Annotated in this window: 19 protein-coding genes; 17 read left to right on the top strand and 2 right to left on the bottom strand. The window is 45.4% G+C overall.

What is annotated here, in order from left to right; genetic code table 11:
* Positions 1-11: 11 nt before the first annotated feature.
* The 5 genes from NSS67_RS21475 (at position 12) to NSS67_RS21455 (ending at position 3326) form a co-directional block, all read left to right on the top strand.
* Positions 12-449, top strand: coding sequence for a YlbF family regulator (locus NSS67_RS21475; protein WP_339315628.1), 438 nt, complete (start codon positions 12-14; stop codon positions 447-449).
* Positions 450-490: 41 nt separating this feature from the next.
* Entirely contained in the window at positions 491-754 is a 264-nt protein-coding gene (locus NSS67_RS21470) for a YlbG family protein (RefSeq protein ID WP_042126853.1), read from the top strand.
* Between the two features lie 164 nt (positions 755-918).
* Positions 919-1356: a hypothetical protein gene (locus NSS67_RS21465; protein WP_339320659.1), complete on the top strand. Its 438-nt coding sequence runs from the start codon at positions 919-921 to the stop codon at positions 1354-1356.
* A gap of 129 nt (positions 1357-1485) precedes the next feature.
* Positions 1486-2385 carry a selenium metabolism-associated LysR family transcriptional regulator gene (locus tag NSS67_RS21460; RefSeq protein ID WP_339315627.1) on the top strand — a complete coding sequence of 300 codons (900 nt, stop codon included), beginning with the start codon at positions 1486-1488 and terminating at the stop codon, positions 2383-2385.
* A gap of 53 nt (positions 2386-2438) precedes the next feature.
* Complete coding sequence (locus NSS67_RS21455) at positions 2439-3326, top strand: PHP domain-containing protein (protein WP_339315625.1); 888 nt, start codon at positions 2439-2441, stop codon at positions 3324-3326.
* 96 nt (positions 3327-3422) lie between these two features.
* On the opposite strand, the gene NSS67_RS21450 is transcribed toward NSS67_RS21455, so the two are convergent.
* Positions 3423-5309: an NFACT RNA binding domain-containing protein gene (locus NSS67_RS21450; protein WP_339315623.1), complete on the bottom strand. Its 1887-nt coding sequence runs from the start codon at positions 5307-5309 to the stop codon at positions 3423-3425.
* 215 nt (positions 5310-5524) lie between these two features.
* Between NSS67_RS21450 and NSS67_RS21445 the strand changes: the two genes are divergently transcribed.
* From NSS67_RS21445 to NSS67_RS21425, 5 genes are all read left to right on the top strand, one after another.
* The gene (locus tag NSS67_RS21445) at positions 5525-8344 is read left to right on the top strand and encodes a calcium-translocating P-type ATPase, SERCA-type (RefSeq protein ID WP_339315622.1); all 2820 of its coding nucleotides are present in this window, start codon (positions 5525-5527) and stop codon (positions 8342-8344) included.
* A 138-nt stretch (positions 8345-8482) separates the two neighbouring features.
* Positions 8483-9319 (top strand): diaminopimelate epimerase, encoded by an 837-nt coding sequence (gene dapF / locus NSS67_RS21440; protein ID WP_339315620.1) that lies wholly within the window; start codon positions 8483-8485, stop codon positions 9317-9319.
* Between the two features lie 630 nt (positions 9320-9949).
* Positions 9950-11605 (top strand): spore germination protein, encoded by a 1656-nt coding sequence (locus NSS67_RS21435; RefSeq protein ID WP_339315619.1) that lies wholly within the window; start codon positions 9950-9952, stop codon positions 11603-11605.
* 37 nt (positions 11606-11642) lie between these two features.
* On the top strand, positions 11643-12812 hold the full coding sequence (locus tag NSS67_RS21430) for a Ger(x)C family spore germination protein (RefSeq protein WP_339315617.1): 1170 nt from the start codon (positions 11643-11645) through the stop codon (positions 12810-12812).
* A 15-nt stretch (positions 12813-12827) separates the two neighbouring features.
* Positions 12828-13928: a GerAB/ArcD/ProY family transporter gene (locus NSS67_RS21425; RefSeq protein WP_339315616.1), complete on the top strand. Its 1101-nt coding sequence runs from the start codon at positions 12828-12830 to the stop codon at positions 13926-13928.
* Here the strand turns inward: NSS67_RS21425 and NSS67_RS21420 are convergent.
* Positions 13901-14158 (bottom strand): hypothetical protein, encoded by a 258-nt coding sequence (locus NSS67_RS21420; RefSeq protein ID WP_339315615.1) that lies wholly within the window; start codon positions 14156-14158, stop codon positions 13901-13903. The genes NSS67_RS21425 and NSS67_RS21420 overlap by 28 nt on opposite strands.
* Positions 14159-14323: 165 nt before the next feature.
* Here NSS67_RS21420 and NSS67_RS21415 point away from each other — a divergent pair, with 165 nt between their 5' ends.
* The 7 genes from NSS67_RS21415 (at position 14324) to priA (ending at position 22272) form a co-directional block, all read left to right on the top strand.
* Positions 14324-16195: a bifunctional homocysteine S-methyltransferase/methylenetetrahydrofolate reductase gene (locus tag NSS67_RS21415; protein WP_339315614.1), complete on the top strand. Its 1872-nt coding sequence runs from the start codon at positions 14324-14326 to the stop codon at positions 16193-16195.
* 38 nt (positions 16196-16233) lie between these two features.
* Positions 16234-17127 (top strand): YicC/YloC family endoribonuclease, encoded by an 894-nt coding sequence (locus NSS67_RS21410; protein ID WP_339320658.1) that lies wholly within the window; start codon positions 16234-16236, stop codon positions 17125-17127.
* Positions 17128-17175: 48 nt separating this feature from the next.
* Positions 17176-17436, top strand: a complete 261-nt coding sequence (locus NSS67_RS21405; protein WP_006209218.1) for a DUF370 domain-containing protein — start codon at positions 17176-17178, stop codon at positions 17434-17436.
* Between the two features lie 19 nt (positions 17437-17455).
* The gene (gmk, locus tag NSS67_RS21400) at positions 17456-18025 is read left to right on the top strand and encodes a guanylate kinase (protein ID WP_339315613.1); all 570 of its coding nucleotides are present in this window, start codon (positions 17456-17458) and stop codon (positions 18023-18025) included.
* Between the two features lie 52 nt (positions 18026-18077).
* A complete protein-coding gene (gene rpoZ, locus NSS67_RS21395) occupies positions 18078-18278 on the top strand; it encodes a DNA-directed RNA polymerase subunit omega (protein ID WP_339315612.1) in 201 nt (66 codons plus the stop codon).
* Between the two features lie 227 nt (positions 18279-18505).
* Complete coding sequence (coaBC, locus tag NSS67_RS21390; RefSeq protein WP_339315611.1) at positions 18506-19741, top strand: bifunctional phosphopantothenoylcysteine decarboxylase/phosphopantothenate--cysteine ligase CoaBC; 1236 nt, start codon at positions 18506-18508, stop codon at positions 19739-19741.
* Positions 19741-22272: a primosomal protein N' gene (gene priA, locus NSS67_RS21385; protein WP_339315610.1), complete on the top strand. Its 2532-nt coding sequence runs from the start codon at positions 19741-19743 to the stop codon at positions 22270-22272. Before coaBC ends, priA begins: the two co-directional genes overlap by 1 nt.
* The last annotated feature ends 51 nt before the right edge of the window (positions 22273-22323 follow it).

Genomic DNA, 22323 nt, shown 5'->3' with positions numbered 1-22323 from the left:
GAGCTGAGTTCATGAGCGTAGCGGAATTAAATACGGTCGATATGGCTGAAGTGCTGACATACGCCTATGAATTAGGCGATATGATTAATCAATCCGCCGAGGTGTCGGATTACTTATACTGGAAAGGACGGGTTGATTCGAACCCAGAAATTCAGGCCATGGTCAAACGACTTCAGACTAAGAAGGAGTTGTTTGAAGAAACACAGCGATTCGGACATTTTCATCCGAACTATCATTCAGCGAAGGATGAGGTTGCGGCTGTGGAAGCGGAATTGGAGAAGTTTGAAGAGGTCGTGCAGTTCAAGCAGGCAGAGAAGACTCTCGATGACATTCTGCATTCCATGTCGGAAGCGATTGCTTTTTCAGTATCGGATAGCATTAAAGTACCAAGTAATGATCCTTCCCCTAAAGGTGGATGCGGCAGCGGGGGAAAATGCTCCTGCGGATAAGCTTCCCATAGGGACTTAGAGAGAGAAAGGCGGTTTAGCTTATGTTTGCGGAACGAACAGGATACATCATTTGGGTAAGTGACGTTAAGGCGGCACGTAACCTTGAGAAATACGGAACACTACACTATGTTTCTCGGAAAATGCATTATGCAGTGATGTATGTAAATGCGGAACGTGCCGAGGAAGTTATGAAGAATGTCCGCAGACTCTCCTACGTTCGTAAGATAGAAAGATCCTATCGTAACGAAATTAAGACAGAGTATACCAGTAATGGACCGGACAAGTCCCGTAATTACGGTATGTAATTCTAGGAGATGAACAGGTGCTTAAGCAGCGCCTGTTTTTTTATGCGCAGATCTCGAGTAAACGCCGTTTCTCTCGCTCCCTGGAACTTGTACAACTTTCTGCAATGAGGTAAGATGACAACATTAAGTGCATACAAAGACCCTTATGGTGGAGTGTGATGATGATGCGCAACAAAGGGACGGATTGGCCCAGCACTTACGAGCCCTTCCACATCATGCTGAACGACTACAGGGTCGCCGATATCGTTATAACAAATCATGCGAAGAGTCGTTATTTGGACCGGATCAATAAAGGTGTAAACAATGACGAAGAGGTCGCCGCATGGATGTGGCAGTGCCTAATGCAGAATCGGCTCAAGCCCTTTTCAGACAGTGATTTTAACGCATATTTAATTGACGATGACGCTGTAGTAATCGCTGAGTTCACGGAATTGACAGGTGAGAAAGATATTTCAGGTCAGCCATTATATGCTATGATCATCGTTTCGTTTCTTGGAAGGATCTCTGAGACACCACAGTTAAGAGATTTGAAGACTTACTTTTCGATGCTGCGTATTTCCCGCCGCACTAAGCTAACGAAGAAGAAGCGCAAACGCAAATAGTTTATAACGAACGGACAGAAGGCATGCGGCGGTGGCTGCATGTCCTTTTTGAAAATATAGGAAGTAAAAGTTGAATACCATACATAATCCTTAAATTTCTTCTACAGATAGCACAAGGAGTTGCAGAGCATGAACTTTCATCAGTTACATATATTTTATACTGTCTTAGAGCGGGGAAGCTTTTCGGCGGCGGCGCAGACACTACATATGACTCAACCGGCAGTGACCATGCAAGTACAGGCGTTAGAGGATTATTTTGGAACCAAGCTCTTCAATCGTTCTACCAAAAAAATAATGCTCTCCGAAGCAGGTCATACCTTAATGCCATACGCGCTGCGCAGTATTCAATTGATGCGTGAGACGGATCAAGCGATGTCGGCGTTTACGCATATGCTGGAGGGTCGTCTGCAGCTTGGGGCTAGTCTTACCATTGGGGAGTACGTGCTGCCACGGCTGTTAGGCCCTTTTGGGAAGCAATATCCGAACATTTCAATCATGATGAAAGTCATGAATACCTCACAAATTATGGAGGAAATCCTTAAGCATCAGCTTAACTTTGGTTTAATTGAAGCGCCAGTGACACATCCTGATATGGTGATCGAGCCGGTGATGGGCGATGAGCTGAAGTTGATCGTACCTCATGATCATCCGCTTGCAGAGCAGCAAGTGGTAACTTTGGAGGATGTGCTTCAGCATCCTTTCGTACTGCGTGAGCAGGGCTCAGGAACGCGGCGTGTCATGGAAGAGCAGCTGTTTTCGAAGGGGCTTGATCCTGGAATTATGAAAATAGTGATGGAGCTGGGTAGTACGGGTGCTGTGAAGTCGGCAGTGGAGGCGGGTCTTGGAATTACGATCATTTCGACCTCTTCTGTTAAACATGAGGTGGCGCTTGGACTTCTGAAAATTGTGAATATTTCGGATGCCTCATTTAAAAGGCAGTTCTACGCTATTCATTTAAAATCGACATTGCTGCCGATTTCTGCAGTGACATTCCTGACTTTTTTGCGCGAGCATTCAAATGATAACTGAAGATTGATGACTAAAGGACGAAAACTTAGAAACTAGCAATAGAGGTGATAGAAATGGAGACTGAAACAAGACTAGATGAAATGAAGGAAGACGGAACGGAGCGTGTTGGTGACGGACGATGCGACCTCCATACCCATACACAAGCATCTGACGGTATGCAACCACCGGAGGAAAATGTACGGCTGGCAAAGGAGAAGGGACTAATCGCTGTTGCCATTACGGACCATGATACTGTGGCCGGCGTGAAGGAAGCCTGCGAAGCAGGAGAGAAGTACGGAATCGCTGTTGTACCAGGTGTAGAAATCAGCACTCGTGCCGGTGGTAAAGACATTCACGTGCTTGGCTACTATGTTGATCCTGAGAATGAACGATTTCTCTCCCGCTTGGAAGGGCTAAGAGATACCCGGGCACTTAGGAATGAAGCGATAATCTCTAAGCTGCGAAGCCTTGGGATATCCATTACCTTGGACAAGGTTATTGCAGGGATAGGACGGGAGCTGAAGCCTGACGAAAGCATTGGCAGACCGCATATTGCTGATGAGCTGGTTCGTCTTGGAGCGGCTACTGATATGAGAGATGCCTTCAACAAGTATTTAGCCGAAGGTGCGGCAGCTTATGTGTCACCTCCACGAATTACGCCCGAGGAAGCCTGTGATTGGATCTCCGAGGCAGGTGGTTCTCCTGTGTTAGCCCATCCAGGTCTGTACGGTGATGATCAGTTGGTACGAGGAATATTAGAGCGGGGTGCTTTTAAAGGGATTGAGGTCTATCACTCGGATCATGAACCCGCTGATTCAGAGCGTTACCTAACCATGGCTGAAGAATATAGCTTGATTATAACTGGGGGCTCAGATTTTCATGGTGCCCGCCAAGGCGTTATATTCCATGGAGATATCGGAAGTGTTACGGTTTCTGCTAATGTACTGGATCAGTTGAAGTAGCTTGTTGACATGCTGTTCAAATCAAATCAAATTCTTGCCGAGATGAGAAAACCGGTTGTCATCCATATCAGGACGACAACCGGTTCTTTGTGTTATTTAGCTTTTCAACGTATTTGGGAGACTCTTAATGCGATCCTCATCCGGTGTTACAAACAAAGTCTTCTGATGATCATAGATCACAAAACCCGGCTTGGAGCCGCTAGGTTTACGTACATAGCGGATCAATGTACAATCCACAGGGACACTGCTGGACTGTTTGGCTTGGCTGAAATAAGCGGCGAGTTGAGCGGCTTCTTCAAGCGTTGCATCTCCAAACTCCTCACTTCGGATGACCACGTGAGAACCAGGGATATCCTTGGTATGCAGCCATGTATCATTGGGGGAGGCCAGTCGATTGGTGACATATTCGTTCTGTAAATTGTTTTTGCCGACATAAATGTCGATGCCTTCAGACGAGGTGAAGACCTGCAATGTGGGTCTGATTGCTTTTTTCTTCTTCTTGCCTTTTTTGCTTCGGTCGCGTAGATAACCTTGACTTACAAGTTCATCGCGGATTTCCTCAATGTCATTCAGTGAGGCATGAGCAAGCTGCTGAAGCAAACTTTCCATGTAGGAGATTTCCTCATGGGTCTTAATCAACTGCTCATTAATGACAAGCAGGCTGTTCTTATATTTGTTGTACTTTTTAAAATAACGTTGTGCGTTATCCGAAGGGCTTAATAATGGGTCGAGAGGAATGACCATTTCAGCCTGATTTTCATCATAATAATTAACTAACGAGGCTTCTTTATCTCCTTTGGAAACGGCATGTAACGACGCGAATAGCAACTCACCCCAAATGCGGTAGCGATCTGCGTCTTGCGCTTCGTCTAGATCCTTCTGTAGATTGGCAAGCTTCTTAACGTTTTTGCTACGTTCGTTGCTAAGGAAACGGATCAAATCACTTACCCGTTGCTTTACCGTATCTCGTTCGGCCTTATCTCCGTAATAGTCCTCCATACATTCACTGATTGAGTTATATTGCTTCGCATTTTCACCCAATAGAGTTAATGGAATCGCAGAAAAAATCATCTTCCCTTTCGCATTCGCACCTGCAACAGAAGAGAATTCGCAATTGCGTACAGGTCCCATTACAGATTGGAAAGCATCCCATAACTTTGTTGAAAACTCTGCAGTAGATCCCAGTGTATCGTCTGCTAGAGCATTTCTGAGACGAAGAGCAATCTCACCAGCAACAAGTGGGCTCATTCCGCTGAAAGCATGTACCATCCAGCCTACGGGATCAGCTGAAGGGGAAGGACCGCCTGAACCGTCAGGCTTCGGCTCTACTTCTTCTTTTGTGATCAGGTTAGCAAGCTCACCTTCAATGATTTCTTCTGGTTCAGCTTCTTCCTCAACAACCTCTATCAGTGCAGCTTCTTCTGCGGCCGAGATCAAATTGAGAAATTGTTCTTTGCCGATATCCAGAGGGTTCAGCTTATGCTGCTGAGGGGGTTCTGTGTAGGCGACGCCGGGCATTACGATCCGGTAGCTACTGATCGATGGAGTAACATGATGAATGCCGTCTATGATTGTTCCAGTGCTCAGCTCTGTAAGGATGATGTTACTATGACGACCCATGAGCTCTATGATGATCCTTTTGGCCGAGACGTCTCCAAGCTCATCTCTAGTCTTAACAGTTATGTGAATAATTCGTTCCATGCCTACCTGGGTGATACTCTCGATCGTTCCACCTTCACAGTGCTTGCGCATAAGCATGCAGAACATAGGGGCTTCTGAAGGGTTTATGCTGCTTCTTTCTGTAAGATGAAGACGCGGATATGTCGGATTAGCAGAGAGCAATAGCTTGCCGCCACCACCGGCGCCCCGCAGATTGAAGATAAGATCGTGGTTGTTCGGTTGATATATTTTGCCAATGCGCGCACCTATGAATGATTGCAATTCGTGCACGATAGCTCGGGTAACAATGCCGTCTAATGCCATGATAAAGCTCTCCTGTCGCCGTGAAATGAATTTCTTAATATTTCTCGCTTAAATGCTTACCTCTCTATGATGCCATACTTTAGGACATTCGCGCAAAAGGGGAATTGGTTTGGCGGTGATATTATTGGACGACCTTGAATACACTTGGTCATGAACAGGTGGAAAAGCTGTGCGCCGCCGGAAGTCAAGAAACGACCGGGAGGGAAAGAAAAATCATGGAACAAAACAGTTGGCACCGTCTCGGTGCAGAAGAGCTGCAGAAAATGTTCAATGTCCATCCGAGGACGGGCCTCAGTGGAGAGGATGCCGCGGAGCGACGGAAGCAAAATGGGTATAACGAGCTGTCCGAAGGAAAGACCGTATCCCCGTTCACCTTGCTGTTGAACCAGTTTAAGGATTTCATGGTGCTTGTGCTCATGGGTGCGACGCTCGTATCCGGTTTGCTTGGCGAATATTTGGATGCGATCACGATCATCGCGATTATCGTCCTAAATGGAGTTCTTGGGTTTGTTCAGGAATTTCGCGCCGAACGTTCGCTAAGAGCTTTAAAACAGCTGTCCGCACCTTCTGCCAAAGTTATGCGTGGGGGGGATAGTGAGGTAATTCCAGCAAAGATGTTAGTACCTGGTGATATTGTCTTGCTGGAGAGTGGTGACCGAATTCCCGCGGATGTAAGATGGCTGGATTGCAGTTCTCTATATGTGGAGGAATCCGCGCTTACAGGGGAATCGCTGCCTGTCTCGAAGCATTCGGATGTGATCCATGCGGAGGAGATTCCGCTTGGCGATCAAAAGAACCTCGGGTTCATGGGTACAATGGTAACCAGGGGGACTGGTAGAGCTGTCGTCATTCGTACGGGTATGAACACTGAGATGGGTAAGATTGCGGATCTGATTCAGAATACGGAATCTCAGGAAACCCCGCTTCAGCATCGGCTCGAACAGTTAGGGAAAATTTTAATCTATGTATCACTAGGTTTAACTATTGTGGTTGTATTGGCCGGTATTTTACATGGACAGCCTGCCACAGCTATGTTCTTAGCTGGGGTAAGCTTGGCGGTCGCTGCAATTCCCGAAGGACTGCCAGCGATTGTAACCATCGCACTTGCGCTGGGCGTACAGAGAATGATTAAGCGTAAGGCTATCGTTCGTAAATTGCCTTCGGTGGAAACCTTGGGCTGCGCATCAGTAATTTGTTCTGACAAGACGGGAACATTGACTCAGAACAAAATGACGGTGACCCGATTATGGACGGGTGGACGTGGGCTTGAAGTAACTGGTGATGGCTACGCTCCGAACGGACAGGTTCTGGAGAAAGGTAAATCTGTAGATCTGAAGAATGATCAAAGTTTACGGCGGATGCTGCAGGTTGGTGCTTTATGCAGTAATGCGGAGATTATCGAGACCTTTCCATCCGAAGTACGAGGAAAGCGAAAAGGAAAAGATAAGGATATTGTAGTTGATAAATCATCTGACAGCTCATCTGTCTGGGAACTCAAGGGAGATCCAACTGAAGGAGCGCTAGTGGCACTTTCAGGGAAGATGGGTTTGACCGCTCAGACTCTTGCTGTAACCTACTCCCGAGAGAAGGAATTCCCATTCGATTCTGAACGGAAGTTAATGTCAGTTATCGTTGGTCATCCCGGCGGACGGATGGTATGTACTAAAGGAGCGCCTGATGTGCTGCTTAATCGCTGTTCATATATGCTCTGGGAGGGCGGTGTTGTGCCGTTTACGCCAACCTTGCGGCAGAAAGTACTCGATGCCAATGAGCAAATGGCTTCGGGCGCACTTCGTGTACTAGGGATGGCTTATCGTGATTTGCGTCCAAGTGAAAATGTGGGTAGTGAAAAGGATGCGGAGTGCCAACTCGTCTTTGTCGGATTGGCTGGAATGATTGATCCACCGCGGCGTGAAGTCCGTGATGCCATTAGCATCACACGCCGTGCAGGGATTAAGACTGTAATGATTACCGGTGACCACGGAACGACTGCAGAGGCCATTGCTCACCAATTAGGAATTCTGCAACGTGGTGGCACAGTACTAACAGGGGCTCAACTGACTCGGATGGATGATGATGAGCTGGATAAAGTATCTGATAATGTATTTGTATTTGCCCGCGTATCTCCAGAGCATAAGCTTCGTATCGTGAAGTCTTTGCAGCGCCATGGTCATGTGGTGGCTATGACCGGAGATGGAGTCAATGACGCTCCAGCCATTAAAGCAGCGGATATAGGGATAGCTATGGGGATCACCGGTACAGATGTAACTAAGGAAGCATCTTCACTGGTGCTGGGAGACGACAACTTCTCAACCATTGTTGCTGCCATTGAAGAGGGCAGAAACATTTATGAGAATATTCGTAAATTTATTCGTTACCTGCTCGCATCGAATGTAGGGGAGATCTTGACCATGTTCTTCGCTATGATGCTCGGTCTGCCTCTGCCGTTAGTGCCTATCCAAATCTTATGGGTCAATCTGGTGACAGACGGATTACCTGCGATGGCGCTTGGCGTTGACCAGCCCGAGAAGGATTTGATGGAGCATAAACCACGTGGTGCCAAGGAAAATATTTTTGCCCGCCGATTAGGCTGGAAAATCATTAGCCGTGGATTTTTAATCGGTATATGTACGTTAGGTGCATTTTGGCTAACTTTACGTGTGGCACCAGAGAATCCAGCGCAGCTGATTCGGGCACAGTCCGTCGCTTTTGCGACACTCGTAATGGCTCAGTTGATACACGTCTTCGATTGCCGCAGCTCTCGTTCGGTGTTCCATCGTAATCCGTTCCAGAATAAATACTTAGTTCTTGCCGTTTTGTCATCCGTGCTTCTGATGCTGGCTGTTATGTATATCCCATTCTTCCAGCCCGTCTTCAAAACGGTGCCGCTTAATTTCCGCGAGTGGTGTCTAGTATTTGTAACTGCGGGGATACCGACCTTCTTGATGGGTGCTGGAAGTGTTTGGGGTGGTAAACGTAATCGTAATCGTCGAGGCAGTAATTCGATGATAAAAAGTACAAAAATTTCGGCATAAAGTTAATAGTAATGCTACATTCCTAAAGGTATACTTGTTGCAGTTAACAGCTCGTACGCTTGAAAAGGGCTACATTACACAGAATATTAAGCTTAAGCGAATGCTAACATAACCTTTACCTTTAGGAGTGGACTTTAAATGGAATTCACAAAAATGCACGGACTCGGCAATGACTTCATCGTAGTTTTCGGCGAGCAAGAGCTACCAAGCAATGCAGCAGAACTTGCTGTAACCCTATGCAATCGGTTCTTTGGAATTGGTGCTGACGGACTTGTATACATCCTTCCATCTGAGCGGGGCGATTTTATGATGCGCATTATGAACTCTGATGGTTCGGAAGCGGAGCAGTGCGGAAATGCCATTCGCTGTGTATCCAAATATGTATACGATCATGGCCTCGTGAACTCAGAGCAAATTGTTATTGAAACGATCGGTGCCGGTGAACAAAAGGTTACCTTGAATGTGAAAGACGGTGCAGTGGAAACTGTAACGGTTGATATGGGCGAGCCTGTATTATCTGGCCTTCAAATTCCGGTAGTTATTGATGCAGAACCAGTGCTCTCAGAGCCGATTGAATCGGACGGTACCGAATTTAAGTTTACTGCAGTATCTATGGGGAATCCTCATTGCGTTATATATGTAGAGGATGCGGTATCCTTTGATCTTGCGACATGGGGACCTAAGCTAGAGGTACATCCATTGTTTCCGAGAAAGGTAAACGTCGAGTTCGCGACGGTTCTGAATCGAGGCAGAGTAGATATGCGGGTATGGGAACGTGGGGCTGGACCAACACTTGCTTGTGGGACTGGAGCTTGCGCAACCCTAGTGTCTTCTGTGCTAAACGGTCTGACAGACAGAGCGGCCTGGATTAGCCTAAAGGGCGGCGATCTCTACATTGAATGGAATGAAGCTGATAACCATGTGTATATGACGGGTCCTGCTGAGGTTGTATTCACAGGAAGTGTAGCCATTTAGGATTAATACAAAAAAAGGGGGCTGTCCCATAAGTAGATTTTCTATGACCGGAGACAGTTTTCTACATTCTTGAAATCACAAAAAGTGAGCAGAGCAGCGATTCTCCCGATACTGGAGAATCGCTGCTCTGCGTTTTTGGTCGTTGGCTGCTTGCTTTAGCAGATTATGGGCAAAGGAAAGCCACCTGACTTCGAGGGTCACTTTTTCCATTCCTCGAAGCAGAAATCCCGGGAAGCCCCGGTAGTTCTTCAGTGGCCAAACACACTTTCCGGTTCCGTCATCCGGCGTACAGCCAAGGCGTAACCTTTTTCACTCTCTTTCCGCATTCTGCTCTTTTCTTTGTGGTAGCTTCCTGTGTGGTAACTCCATTTTACCAAAAGAGGGGTTTCTTTTTTTGCGTTTGTATAAATATTTTAGTACATTTCCCGCTTAAACAACGGTCCGTTCGCGGAGCGTCCTCACAGAGAGCAACCGTCTATCTAACGCCAAAAACAAGGGGCGTCCCAGCCATTTCATGGCTTATGGGACAGCCCCTTTTTTGTGATCCAACATCCTTACGACTTTAAGTAGGCGAATAATGGAAGGGCTAACCGAGAATAATACCCTCAAGCTTGAAAGGGGGGGACCTTGTTGAACAAAAACGGGATATATAGAAGAAACAAATCCACGAAAGGGCAACAAGCAGCCTCAGATCATGAAGGTGCTCGACTCCCAAGACTTACTGCTGATTTAGACCAAACACTTGAACAAATAGATATTGAGCTGGGGCATAGTCCGGATCTCAAAATTCGTCAGGTGAAGATTGGAAGCAAGCAGCCTGTTCAAGCAGCTGCAATTCATCTCAATGGTCTTGTCAACACGGAAACGGTCAATGAATTCGTTATCGGCTCGTTGCTCGGAATTACAGATGATATGCTCCAAGAAAATATCTCCGCAACTGAAGATCTCAAGGATTATATATTTAATCGCGCTTTGGAATTAGGTGAAGCACAGCTGCAACAGGATTGGAAAGAGGTTATGCTGGCAATCCTGTCTGGCAACACGGTAATTGTGATTGAAGGATATGACACTGCGATTTTGTGTGAGACGGAGGGAGGAGAAGTTCGCTCTGTCACCGAGCCAACCACCCAGCTAGTTGTGCGAGGTCCAAAGGATAGTTTTGTTGAATCTGTGGCTACGAACATCTCCTTGATTCGGAGAAGAATTAAGTCCTCTAAGCTAAGATTGGAGCATTTGAAGATCGGAAAGGTAACTCACACACATGTGGCCTTTATGTACATTAAAGACAATGCAGATGAGAAGCTGGTTGAAGAGGTGAGAAAGCGGCTAAGTCAAATTAATGTCGATGCCATTATGGAATCCGGTTATATTGAAGAGCTAATTCAGGATAAAACCTTTACACCTTTTCCAACCATTAATAATAGTGAACGGCCTGACGTTGCAGCGACGAACTTATTAGAGGGTAGGGTTGTGATCATCATAGATGGCACCCCTTTTGTATTGATTTTGCCTGCGGTATTTACGCTGTTTTTTCAATCTCCCTCGGATTATGCTCAAAGGTTCGACATTGCAATTCTCATGCGTCTTGTTCGATATATTAGTTTTATTGTACTAATTCTGGGACCCTCTGTTTATATAGCATTAACCACCTACCATTATGAGATGATTCCTACAACCCTGTTGATCAATCTATTAGCACAACGTGAAAATGTACCTTTTCCTGCTTTTGTGGAGGCACTCCTGATGGAGGGAGCGTTTGAGATTATTAGAGAAGCTGGAGTAAGAATGCCGCGTGCAGTAGGACAGACTGTATCCGTTGTAGGTGCTCTTATTTTGGGGCAGGCAGTAGTAGAAGCAGGGATCATCACGCCGGTTATGGTTATTGTAGTAGCGCTGACAGGGATTGCGAGCTTTGCTGTACCTGCTTATAACATGGCGATATCAGGTAGAATTATTCGGTTTCTTTTTTTGGTGCTGGCAGGTATGTTTGGCTTTTACGGGATCACGTTAGGTTTAATCGTACTGGTTGCGCATATGAATAGTCTTCGTTCGTTTGGAGTTCCCTATCTGTCCCCAATTGTGCCCCTATCCTCACACGGTCAAAAGGATGCATTCTTAAGGCTCCCTTTGTGGGCTTTGAATACGGAGCAAGCTTCTACTAAGCACGGAGGCATTTCAGAAGGAAAGAAGATCTCAACAGGACATGAACAGAATCTTTCTCCTAAAATATTCAAAAAAACTGAAGGACCAGATCAGGCAAAGGAAGGAATGCAGGATGCAGAGTAAACGCCTTTTTTTCATTGGATCCTTATTGCCTTGCTTCATGATAATTTTTATTCTTACAGGCTGCTGGGACAGTGTGGAGTTAAATAGAAGGGCAGTCGTTTCTGGAGTAGCTATTGATAGAGGTCCAACAGAAGCGGAAAAGTACGTATTATCTTTCCAAGTTATCATTGCTGATGAAATCTCGGGTGAGAATGCTAGAGGTGTTTCACCGGTTGTAGTATATAAAGGCAGCGGCCGCACTATGTTTGAAGCGTTGGCTAATGCCTCGCGTCAGACTGCACGTTTTTTGTCACTAGGTCATATCCGAGTGATCATAATTTCGGAGAAGTTTGCTCGCGAAGGCATCAAAGATATGATGGATGTGCTTGAACGAGAAAGTGAAACTAGACTAAGCAGTTATATTTTTATATCCAAAGGACAGCCAGCGATAGATAGTATGACGACCATGACTGCGTTTGGCAAGATTCCTGCCAATGATCTAGTGGAGAAGCTGCAGACGACCTCTAAACAGTACGGATACAATTACCGGATGGAAGTGGATGATATAATTCGCGGTATTCAAATTCCAGGGGGAGGGCCTATCGTAAATGGAGTAATGGTAACTGGTGAATTGGACCAAAAAGGAAGTAACGACAGTTTGAATGATATAAACCCGAAAGCCTTCCTTAGAGTTACAGATTTAGCTGTATTTAAAGAGGATAAACTGAAAGGCTGGCTGCAAGGTGATGAAGCTGTGGGCACCAGCCTGATAAAGAATGAAATTACTCAAATCCCTGAAGTGGTTTCGATTGGAGAGGATAAATATGTATCATTCATTGTGTATTTATCTCAGGTACATATTCATGCTGATGCGAAGGATCCAGAGCATCCGGTAATCACAATAAATATCACTGAGCAGGCTGGTTTAAAAGAATCGCCTAGTCCTTTGGATTTGACAGATCCCAAGGTCTTAAATAATCTTTCGGAACTTCTTGAACAGAATATCAAAGATAAGTTACATGCTGCTATCTCAGCAGCTCGTTCGTTAAAAAGCGATTATCTTGGCTTTGGTGAAGCTGTAGAACGAGAAAATCCCCGTGGTTGGAAGCAAGTGAAAGATCATTGGGATAGCATATTTACAACCTGTGAGATCAAGTTTGACGTGGATGTAGTTATTCGGCATACCGACATGCGGAGTGATTCCTTTCAGTCCAAAAAGAAAAGATAATTTAGGAGGGCAGCTATGGGTAATATAAAGATAGGACTACTGCAATTTTTCACCCTGACAGTGTTGTTTGAGCTAGGGACCGCGCTGGTAGTGAATCTTGGAATGGAGTCTGATAAGGATGCCTGGATTTCCATATTGCTGGGGAATTTAATAGGTTTAATTGTTTTTGCGGGATATGCCTATCTTTATAAAAAGTTTCCGAATCTGCCCCTTACGGCATATATCCGGCAACTATTTGGTAAATATGTGGGTTCGTTGATATCCATAGCGTATATCGTGTTATTTCTTAATTTGGCTGGTCGTGATCTGCGAGATGGTAGCTCTATGCTGGTTATGGCAACCATGCACCGAACGCCGTTATTCATTATCTCGATGCTAATGATATTATCAAGTGCATATGTACTGCATAAAGGATTAGAGGTGTTGACCCGAACTTCGTTGGTGTTTGCAGTGCTTGTGATACTCATTGGATTATTTTGTTCGAGCATGCTAATGTTCTCGGGCTCCATTAATCTGAACCGTTTGCTCCCTGTTTTGGAAAATGGAATTAAGCCCGTTGTTTCCTCTGTTCTGCATCAAAACTACATGTTTCCTTTTGGTGAAATGATCTGTTTTACTATGCTAATGCCATATTTAAATAACGTTAAAAAGGGCCCTTGGGTTATCGCTGCGGGCATGCTTGTATCAGGTATATTGTTAAGTCTGACAATGATTCTGAATATCTCGGTGCTTGGTACAGATATTGTTAAGCGTTCCCCGCTCCCCTTAATGCCTACGATCAGTAAGATATCTATCTCCGACTTTATTCAACGTGTGGATATTCTAATTGTCATGGTGCTAATAATCGGTGTTTTTTTCAAATTGTCTGTTTTTTTTGCGGCAGCACTTATTGGGATATCAGAATTGTTCAAGATACCTTACAGAAGAATGGTTTATCCGGTAGCTCTTATTATCCTGTTCAGTTCGATGCTGAACGCACGGAGCTTCACAGAACATATTGAAGAGGGAGGGAAACTGCTATATACGGAATTTCCCTTCTTTATGGTGTTGATTCCGTTGCTCCTAATTATTATTACAGCGATAAAAAGTCACAGTTCCCCTCCTCGTTCTGGTTGATGCCCTGTTTTCCAGGCTATGATATCGGGAATAATCAGGCATAGCAACAAAATACAGGCGGCGACTTTCTCGGAGGCTGTATACAGTAAGTAATTTAGAATATAGCCAATATTGCCTAGGCCATAGCCAAACAGCCAATCCCCCAGATACAGATATAATAGGCAGAGAATACATAAGAGTAGAATCACTGCGTATTTTCGGATCAGAAATTTTCTTGTTTTTTTCTTCACTGGAGGTGCTCCCTTTAACTGATATTATCGTTAGTATGAAGCTTTTAATACCTGATCATGCATACCCGGATGGGGTGTCTGATTGCATTTCTTATGAAAGCTTATCATCCATACCGATTTATGATACATTAGTATGAAACTAATGTGTCAGGGGAGGATCTTGCGGTGAAGCCGGATTTACGTTCCGCATGGGGAAACAAAGTATTGGTCGGAGACGGAGCGATGGGTACCTATTTATATCAGAAGGGTTTCCCTGTCGGCATTTCCTACGAAGAATTGAATTTGACTTCTCCTGGGGTTATCGAAGATGTTCATCGCAGCTATATCGATGCAGGGGCAGTGCTGCTAGAAAGCAACACCTTCTCAGCGAATTTTGACAGGCTGTCCAAATATGGTTTGGAGTCGAAGGTTGAAGAAATTAACCGCGCCGGAGTAAGAATCGCTCGTAAAGCTGCTGGAGATAATGGATATGTATTAGGTGCTGTGGGTTCTATACGTGCCGGTAAGCGTGCAAATCTCTCTGGAGCAGAGTTGAAGAAGTATTTTACACAGCAGATTACAGCATTGTTAGAAGAAGAAGTGGATGGCATTATGCTAGAAACATTCTACGATGTTGAGGAATTGCATCTTGCGCTAAGAACAGTACGTAAACATAGTACTCTCCCAGTCATTTGCCAATTTGCTATGGATGAATCTGCACGTACATTAGATGGATTGACACTACCAGAGGCTTTTCGCATTTTAGAAGGTGACGGAGCAGATATCATCGGCTTTAACTGTAATACTGGTCCAAATGGAATTAAGAGAGCACTAAAAGCTGTACAGGGTAATCTAATACTACCAACCTCGGTCTATCCGAATGCAGGTGTAGCGGATTATGTAGACGGGGAATATCGGTATGGGGCTTCACCGGAATATTTCGGACAGATGGCAGTGACTTTTGCAGAAATGGGTTGCAGAATTATCGGGGGCTGCTGTGGTACCACTCCGCAGCATATTGCAGAAATTTCTGCCGCATTGAAAGATTACGTGCCACAGCCAATTCCAGAGCCGTCGCTTCTGACAGTGGAGCGTGTATCGCTGCAAGAGCATTTTGGCGAAGATGAAGGAAGCGATGGCCGTGAGCCGAACTTGGTCGATCTTGTAAAGGAACGTCATACGGTTATCGTTGAGCTTGATCCTCCTCGTGATCTGGATATCGCCAAGTTTATGCAGGGTGCAGAAGCGCTGAGAAGAGCAGGCGCGGATGCACTGACACTCGCTGATAACTCACTAGCCGTTACACGGATGAGCAATATGGCTTTAGGTCATTTGGTACACGCTAAAACTGGACTTCGTCCGCTGGTGCATATTGCTTGTCGAGACCGTAATTTGATCGGTACCCAATCGCATTTGATGGGTTTTGATGCGCTTGGAATTGATCATGTGCTCGCGGTGACTGGAGATCCAGCGAAATTCGGGGATCTTCCTGGCTCTAGTTCGGTTTACGATTTAACCTCTTTTGAGATTATTCGAATGATTAAGCAGTTGAATGATGGCATTTCCTTCTCAGGTAAACCTTTGAAACAGAAAGCGAATTTTGTAATCGGTGCTGCTTTTAACCCGAATGTTAAACATCTAGATAAGGCAGTTCAGAGACTGGAGAAGAAAATTGCCTCTGGTGCTGATTATATTATGACCCAGCCTGTCTATGATCAGGAACTTATCGTGAAGATCGCTGAGGCTACAGCACATTTGGAAATTCCCGTGTTTATTGGTGTAATGCCATTAGCTAGCGGACGTAATGCAGAGTTCCTGCATAATGAGGTTCCAGGCATCCAGCTTACCGATGAAGTCCGGAACCGTATGAAGGGACTTGAAGGTGAAGCAGGTAGAGCTGAAGGTGTCGCCATTGCGAAGGAACTGCTAGATGTTGCTACAGCCCATTTCAATGGGATCTATCTGATGACACCGTTCATGTTCTATGACATGAGTGCACAGCTGATGGAGTATGTATGGGAGAAATCAGGTCGTAAATTGTCCCCCTTGTTTCGCTAGTAATAATCAATTACAATAGTGTAATGGATGTGATTCCGTTGTCATTTAGCATGACCGGATACGGTCAATCGTCCCTGCAATTCGGCGGCTACAAGATTATGTTCGAAGTAAAATCGGTGAATCACCGATACTGCGAAGTTGTACTGCGGATGCCCCGGGATTGGACGGGTTATGAGGATGTGCTGAGAAGAAAGGTTCAGCAGCACATCAAACGGGGAAGGATAGATGTTACCATCAATAGGGAGCACGATGAGACGTCTTCCGGGCCAGTTCTAAGTCGCTCTGCTGTTATGACTTATCTTAAGGCAGCAGATCAGCTTAAGAACGAGTATGGTTTGTCCGGTGAGTTGACTCTACGTGATATACTTTCTATACCCGGTATTATGGAAAGCAAAGATGAAGCTGCGGGTGCCGTGTCTGCGGCCTTAGAGGACTACTCTGAAATGTTGGAGACGGGACTTGAGCAGAGTTTGCAGTCTCTGCTGGAGATGCGCGCCCGTGAAGGAAGTTTTCTAGCCGCTGATCTTGAACAGCGCCTGAAACATCTGGAGACTATGCATGCAGAAATGGTTGAACTTGCACCTGTTGTAGTCATTGAATATCGTGACAAACTACGTCATCGATTAAATGAGTTAAATGACGGGACGTTCGCTTTTGATGAGCATAAATTCGGGATGGAAATCGCTATTTTTGCTGATCGCTGTAATATTGATGAAGAGTTGACCCGGTTGTACAGTCATTTCGAACAATGTAGAACCCTCCTGAAGGGGAAAGGGCCGGTAGGACGCAAGCTGGATTTTCTCATTCAGGAGATGAACCGAGAGACGAATACAATCGGATCAAAATGCAATCATTTAACACTCGTGGGTCTTGTGCTAGACATGAAAGCAGAGCTAGAGAAGATTCGTGAACAAGCAGCAAACATAGAGTGACGGGGAACAGGTAATAGCATAGAACTTTATGGGGGGAACTACCGGAACATGGCAATCAAACTTATCAACATTGGCTTTGGAAATATTGTGTCCGCCAATCGCATTATTTCTATCGTCAGTCCGGAATCAGCACCAATCAAACGTATTATCCAGGAGGCTCGAGATCGGCATATGTTGATCGACGCCACCTATGGCCGACGTACTCGTGCCGTAATCATTACAGATAGTGATCATGTCATCCTATCGGCTGTACAGCCGGAGACCGTGGCGCATCGCTTATCCAGTAAAGATGACGACAACGACGAATAACAACTAAATGGAGTGTATTATGTCAAAAGGATTGCTCATCATATTATCCGGACCTTCCGGCGTAGGTAAAGGTACTGTTTGTACTGCGCTACGACCGAAGATGCCCGAACTTGTCTACTCAGTTTCTGCTACTACTCGCAGTCCACGTGCGGGTGAGGAAGATGGCGTGAACTATTTTTTCAAAAGCAAAGAGGAATTTGCGGCAATGATCGAAGCCGATCAATTGCTTGAATACGCGGAATACGTAGGTAATTTTTACGGTACTCCACGGGATTTTGTAGAGAGAACTCTCGATAGCGGCAAAGACATTATTCTCGAAATTGAGGTTCAAGGCGCTCTCAAAGTCAAAGAGAAATTTCCTGAAGGTATTTTTGTGTTCCTTCTTCCACCTTCCATGGATGAGTTGAAGGATCGCATACGCGGACGGGGTACTGAACATCCAGATGTGATCGATCACCGCATGACTGTAGCGGAAGATGAGATCAACCTTATGCAGCATTATGATTATGCTGTAGTGAATGATGAGATTGATTTGGCCTGTAAGAGAATACAAAGCATTATTATCGCCGAACATTGTAAAGTTAGATAATCTATGCTGCATGCCTGATTGTAATAACAGTAAACTATGAAGAGGTGTTCCTGTGCTATATCCATCCATTGATGAAATGATGACCAAGGTTGACAGTAAGTATTCGCTCGTTGTAGCCGCAGCACGTCGTGCTAGACAATTGCGTGAGGGTGGCAAGACTGATGTTAAGAATCCTAGATCCCACAAATTTGTCGGTGTTGCTCTTGAAGAAATTTACGAAGATCGTATTACTCTTACCCCTGGTGAAGAGTAGTCTCAAGCATATTTAAATATGACCTTTTGCAGAAACGGAAACCGCCTATTTGTTATGAGGCGATGCCGTTTCTTCTTGGGTTATGGAGTAATTATGGGTCTTTAATTTATGATGATAGCCCAAAGCCGGGCTGTTTCTGACAACCGGAAGGTTGTTATTTTTTTTCGAAATATAAGAAGTATTGAAATAGATCATTCGTTGTAAGAGTAGGGAACAGGGGGGAGATCATGTTGAAGAGCTTGAAGGGGAAGACTATTTTACTAGGGATTACAGGAGGAATTGCCGCTTACAAAGCAGCGACCCTGACCAGTAAGCTTGTCCAAAAAGGAGCCGAGGTTCATGTCATTATGACCGCTTCGGCGAAGCAGTTCATTACAGAATTAACTCTACAGTCACTGTCGAAGCAACGAGTATATAGTGATACATTCCAAGAGAGAGATCCGTCCTCTATTTCACATATTGATCTGGCAGATTCGGCTGATCTTGTGTTAGTAGCACCAGCAACTGCGAATATTATTGCCAAAATGGCGCACGGGATTGCGGATGATATGTTGTCCACTACGTTACTCGCGACTACAGCACCTATAATGGTCGCACCGGCTATGAATGTCCATATGTATCAGCATCCCGCAGTACTTAATAATTTGAATATCCTCGCTAGTAGAGGGGTTCAGTTTATTGAGCCTGGGGAAGGTCTGCTGGCCTGTGGTTATGTGGGTAAAGGTCGGTTGGAGGAGCCGGAGACGATTGTAAGTTATATTGAGGATTTCTTTGCGTTGCAGGAAAGCGTGAAGTCTGGCCCTCTCAAAGGTAATAAGATTGTCATTACCGCAGGAGGCACAGTAGAACGAATTGATCCGGTACGCTATATCTCCAATGATTCCTCCGGTAAAATGGGGTTTGCTTTGGCACGTGCTGCACGTGCTATGGGCGCTGAGGTTACTTTGATTGCTGCGCGAACAGATGAAGCGCCTCCGCAAGACCCGGATATGTCTGTTGTTCGTGTCCAATCTGCACAAGAGATGTATGAAGCGGTTACTGCGCTGTGGGACAGCTGTGACATCATGATCAAGGCTGCTGCTGTATCGGATTACCGACCTAAACATAGTGAACCTTCTAAGATTAAAAAAAGTGGAGATACGCTGACACTGGAGCTTATAAAAACAACAGATATCTTGGAAACGCTTGGTAAGAACAAGGATAAGCAGTTCTTGATCGGCTTTGCAGCGGAGACGGGCGATACGGAATTTTATGCAATGGACAAGCTGGTCCGAAAAAACTGCGATCTTATCGTTGCTAACAATGTAGCGGCTGCAGGAGCCGGATTCGGATCGGATACGAATATTGTTTCGATATACGATGTTAACGGAGTGGTGCTTGAATTGCCGCAATTATCGAAGGATGAGGTCGCTCGTCGTTTGCTGACAGTTGTAGCAGACCGGATTTCTGGAGCTTCATTATAATGGATATTGCCAAGGTCATTGTGGATGTGCCTGTACGCAGCACTGACCGACCATTTGATTATAGTATTCCTGAATCACTTAAGCTATGGATTGAAGTAGGTAGCCGAGTGGCGGTTCCGTTTGGACATCGTACGGTGCAAGGATTTGTCGTTTCATTAGAGTCAGGAGAGACAATAGTGAATCCTGGTCTTAAGCCTATTCAAGAAGTGCTCGATTTGCTTCCGCCTTTATCTCCTGAATTAGTTGAGCTAGCGGACTGGATGAGTAAAAGATATGCATGCAGAAGAATTTCAGCACTGCAAGCGATGCTGCCCACCGCACTAAAGGGGAAGGCAGAGCGATTGATTTCGCTAGGAGAAGTGGAAGAAGAGACAGCATTTCCAGATGATGAATTGTTCCCTATGTTCGCCGATACAGAGGATGAGGAACGACTCATTACAGAATTTATTGGACAGAGCGGCGAAGTTTCTATGAAGCAGCTTACCCGTGCATTTCCGGACGCTGCCGAGACAGTGAAATTCATGCTACGGCGTGGAGTGCTTGTTGAGAGCCAATCGATCAAAGATAAAATGGGCAAGAAGAAGCTGAAAGCAGTAGATTTGGCGATAGGCATTACGGCTGCGCGCGAGGCTTTGAGCAAATTCCCGAAAAAATCCGCGCGTCAGAAGGAAGTTCTAAGCTTTCTAATCGAAAGAGAAGCTACACTCCCAATGGCGCTTAAGGAAGTCTTGTCAGCACTGCAAGTAACGGCAAGTACCGTGAAGGGTTTAGAGGAAAAAGGTTTTATCGAAATCAGTGAAATTGAAGTCTATCGGGACCCCTATCAAGGACGTGATTTTAAGCCTACTACGCCTCTGCTACTTACAGCAGAGCAAGAGATAGTATACACACGTATTTCTCGAACTCTAGAAGAGCAGCTCCATGAAGTATTTTTGTTACATGGCGTTACGGGAAGCGGTAAGACGGAAATTTATTTGCAATGTATCAAGCGTTGTTTGGATCAGGGGAGACAAGCCGTAGTGCTCGTCCCAGAAATCGCCTTAACACCGCAGATGGTGGAGCGGTTTAAAGGGCGTTTCGGAAGTGGTGTCGCGGTCATGCATAGCCGATTGTCTGTTGGTGAGCGTTACGATGAGTGGCGCAAAATCCGTGAAGGAAAGGCTACGGTTGCTGTAGGCGCCCGATCTGCGGTGTTTGCACCGTTCTCTAATCTAGGCTTAATTATTATGGACGAAGAGCATGAGACTTCTTATAAACAAGAAGAAAATCCGAAATATCATGCGCGTGATGCTGCTATTCGTAGAGCAGAGCAGTGTGGGGCAGCCGTGATTTTAGGTTCTGCCACGCCATCGCTAGAGAGTTATCATGCTTCCAGAGCGCAGAGTGATATTCATTTTTCTCCTGTACTTTTAGAGATGCCTACTCGAGCGCTTGGCAATGAGCTGCCGAAGGTAAATGTAGTGGATATGCGGGAAGAGCTTAAAGAAGGTAATCGCTCTATGTTCAGTCGGAAGCTTCATTCTGCATTGGCTGAAAGACTGGAACGTGGAGAGCAGACGGTGCTTTTGCTTAACCGAAGAGGGTTCTCTACCTTTGTCATGTGCCGGAGCTGTGGCTACGTAGCCGGCTGTCCGGAATGTGATATTTCATTAACGTATCATAGTCGTAGTGATAATCTGCGTTGTCATTATTGTGGTCATGCAGAGCCAGCACCTAAGCTTTGTCCAGAGTGTGGGAGTGAGCATATCCGGTTCTTTGGAACGGGGACACAGCGTGTGGAAGAAGAGCTTGGTAAGCTGTTTCCGGGCATACGCGTGATTCGTATGGATGTGGATACGACTACTGAAAAGGGTTCACATGAGAAGCTGCTAAACCAATTTAGAGATAAAAAAGCGGACGTACTGCTGGGCACTCAGATGGTAGCAAAGGGACTGGATTTTCCTGATGTAACACTTGTTGGCGTGATCACAGCAGATTCAGCGTTGAACCTGCCCGATTTTCGTGCAGCGGAGAAAACATTCCAATTGCTTACACAAGTTGCAGGGAGAGCAGGTCGGCATCAGCTTCCGGGTGAGGTGGTTGTTCAGTCCTATACACCTGAGCACTATTCTATTATTCATGCTAGCGGGCATGACTATCTTTCTTTTGTAAGGGAAGAGTTGAAGCATCGCAGAGGGTTACATTATCCGCCTTATTGCAGGCTAATACTCGTCACGTTATCCCATGAGCAGTTACCGCTTCTACTACGTATGGCAGAGAATTACGCAATGAATTTGCAGGGGAAGGCCAGAAATCTAAGATGGTATGGAAGTCTGGATAAGCTAACTACCGATGTACTTGATCTGTTGGGTCCTGTGGCGTCACCGATCCCTCGCTTAAAGGGTAGATATAGATTCCAATGTATGATAAAATGGCGCGGCGCCATCGATGTGATTGGACTTGTTCGACAAGTGGCTGAGGAGTTAGAGGATTCTGTACGAGATGCAGGACTTCAGATCAGCATAGATGTTGATCCCCAAATGTTGATGTAAATCGGTATCATGTTACAATGTAAAAAATGAGCTTTATCAATAAACTCTAAA

It is taken from the genome of Paenibacillus sp. FSL R10-2734, from assembly GCF_037963865.1.
Lineage (GTDB): Bacteria > Bacillota > Bacilli > Paenibacillales > Paenibacillaceae > Paenibacillus_AQ.
The sequence above is the reverse complement of the archived record's forward strand: the minus strand, read 5'-3'. Positions and strand labels throughout refer to the sequence as shown.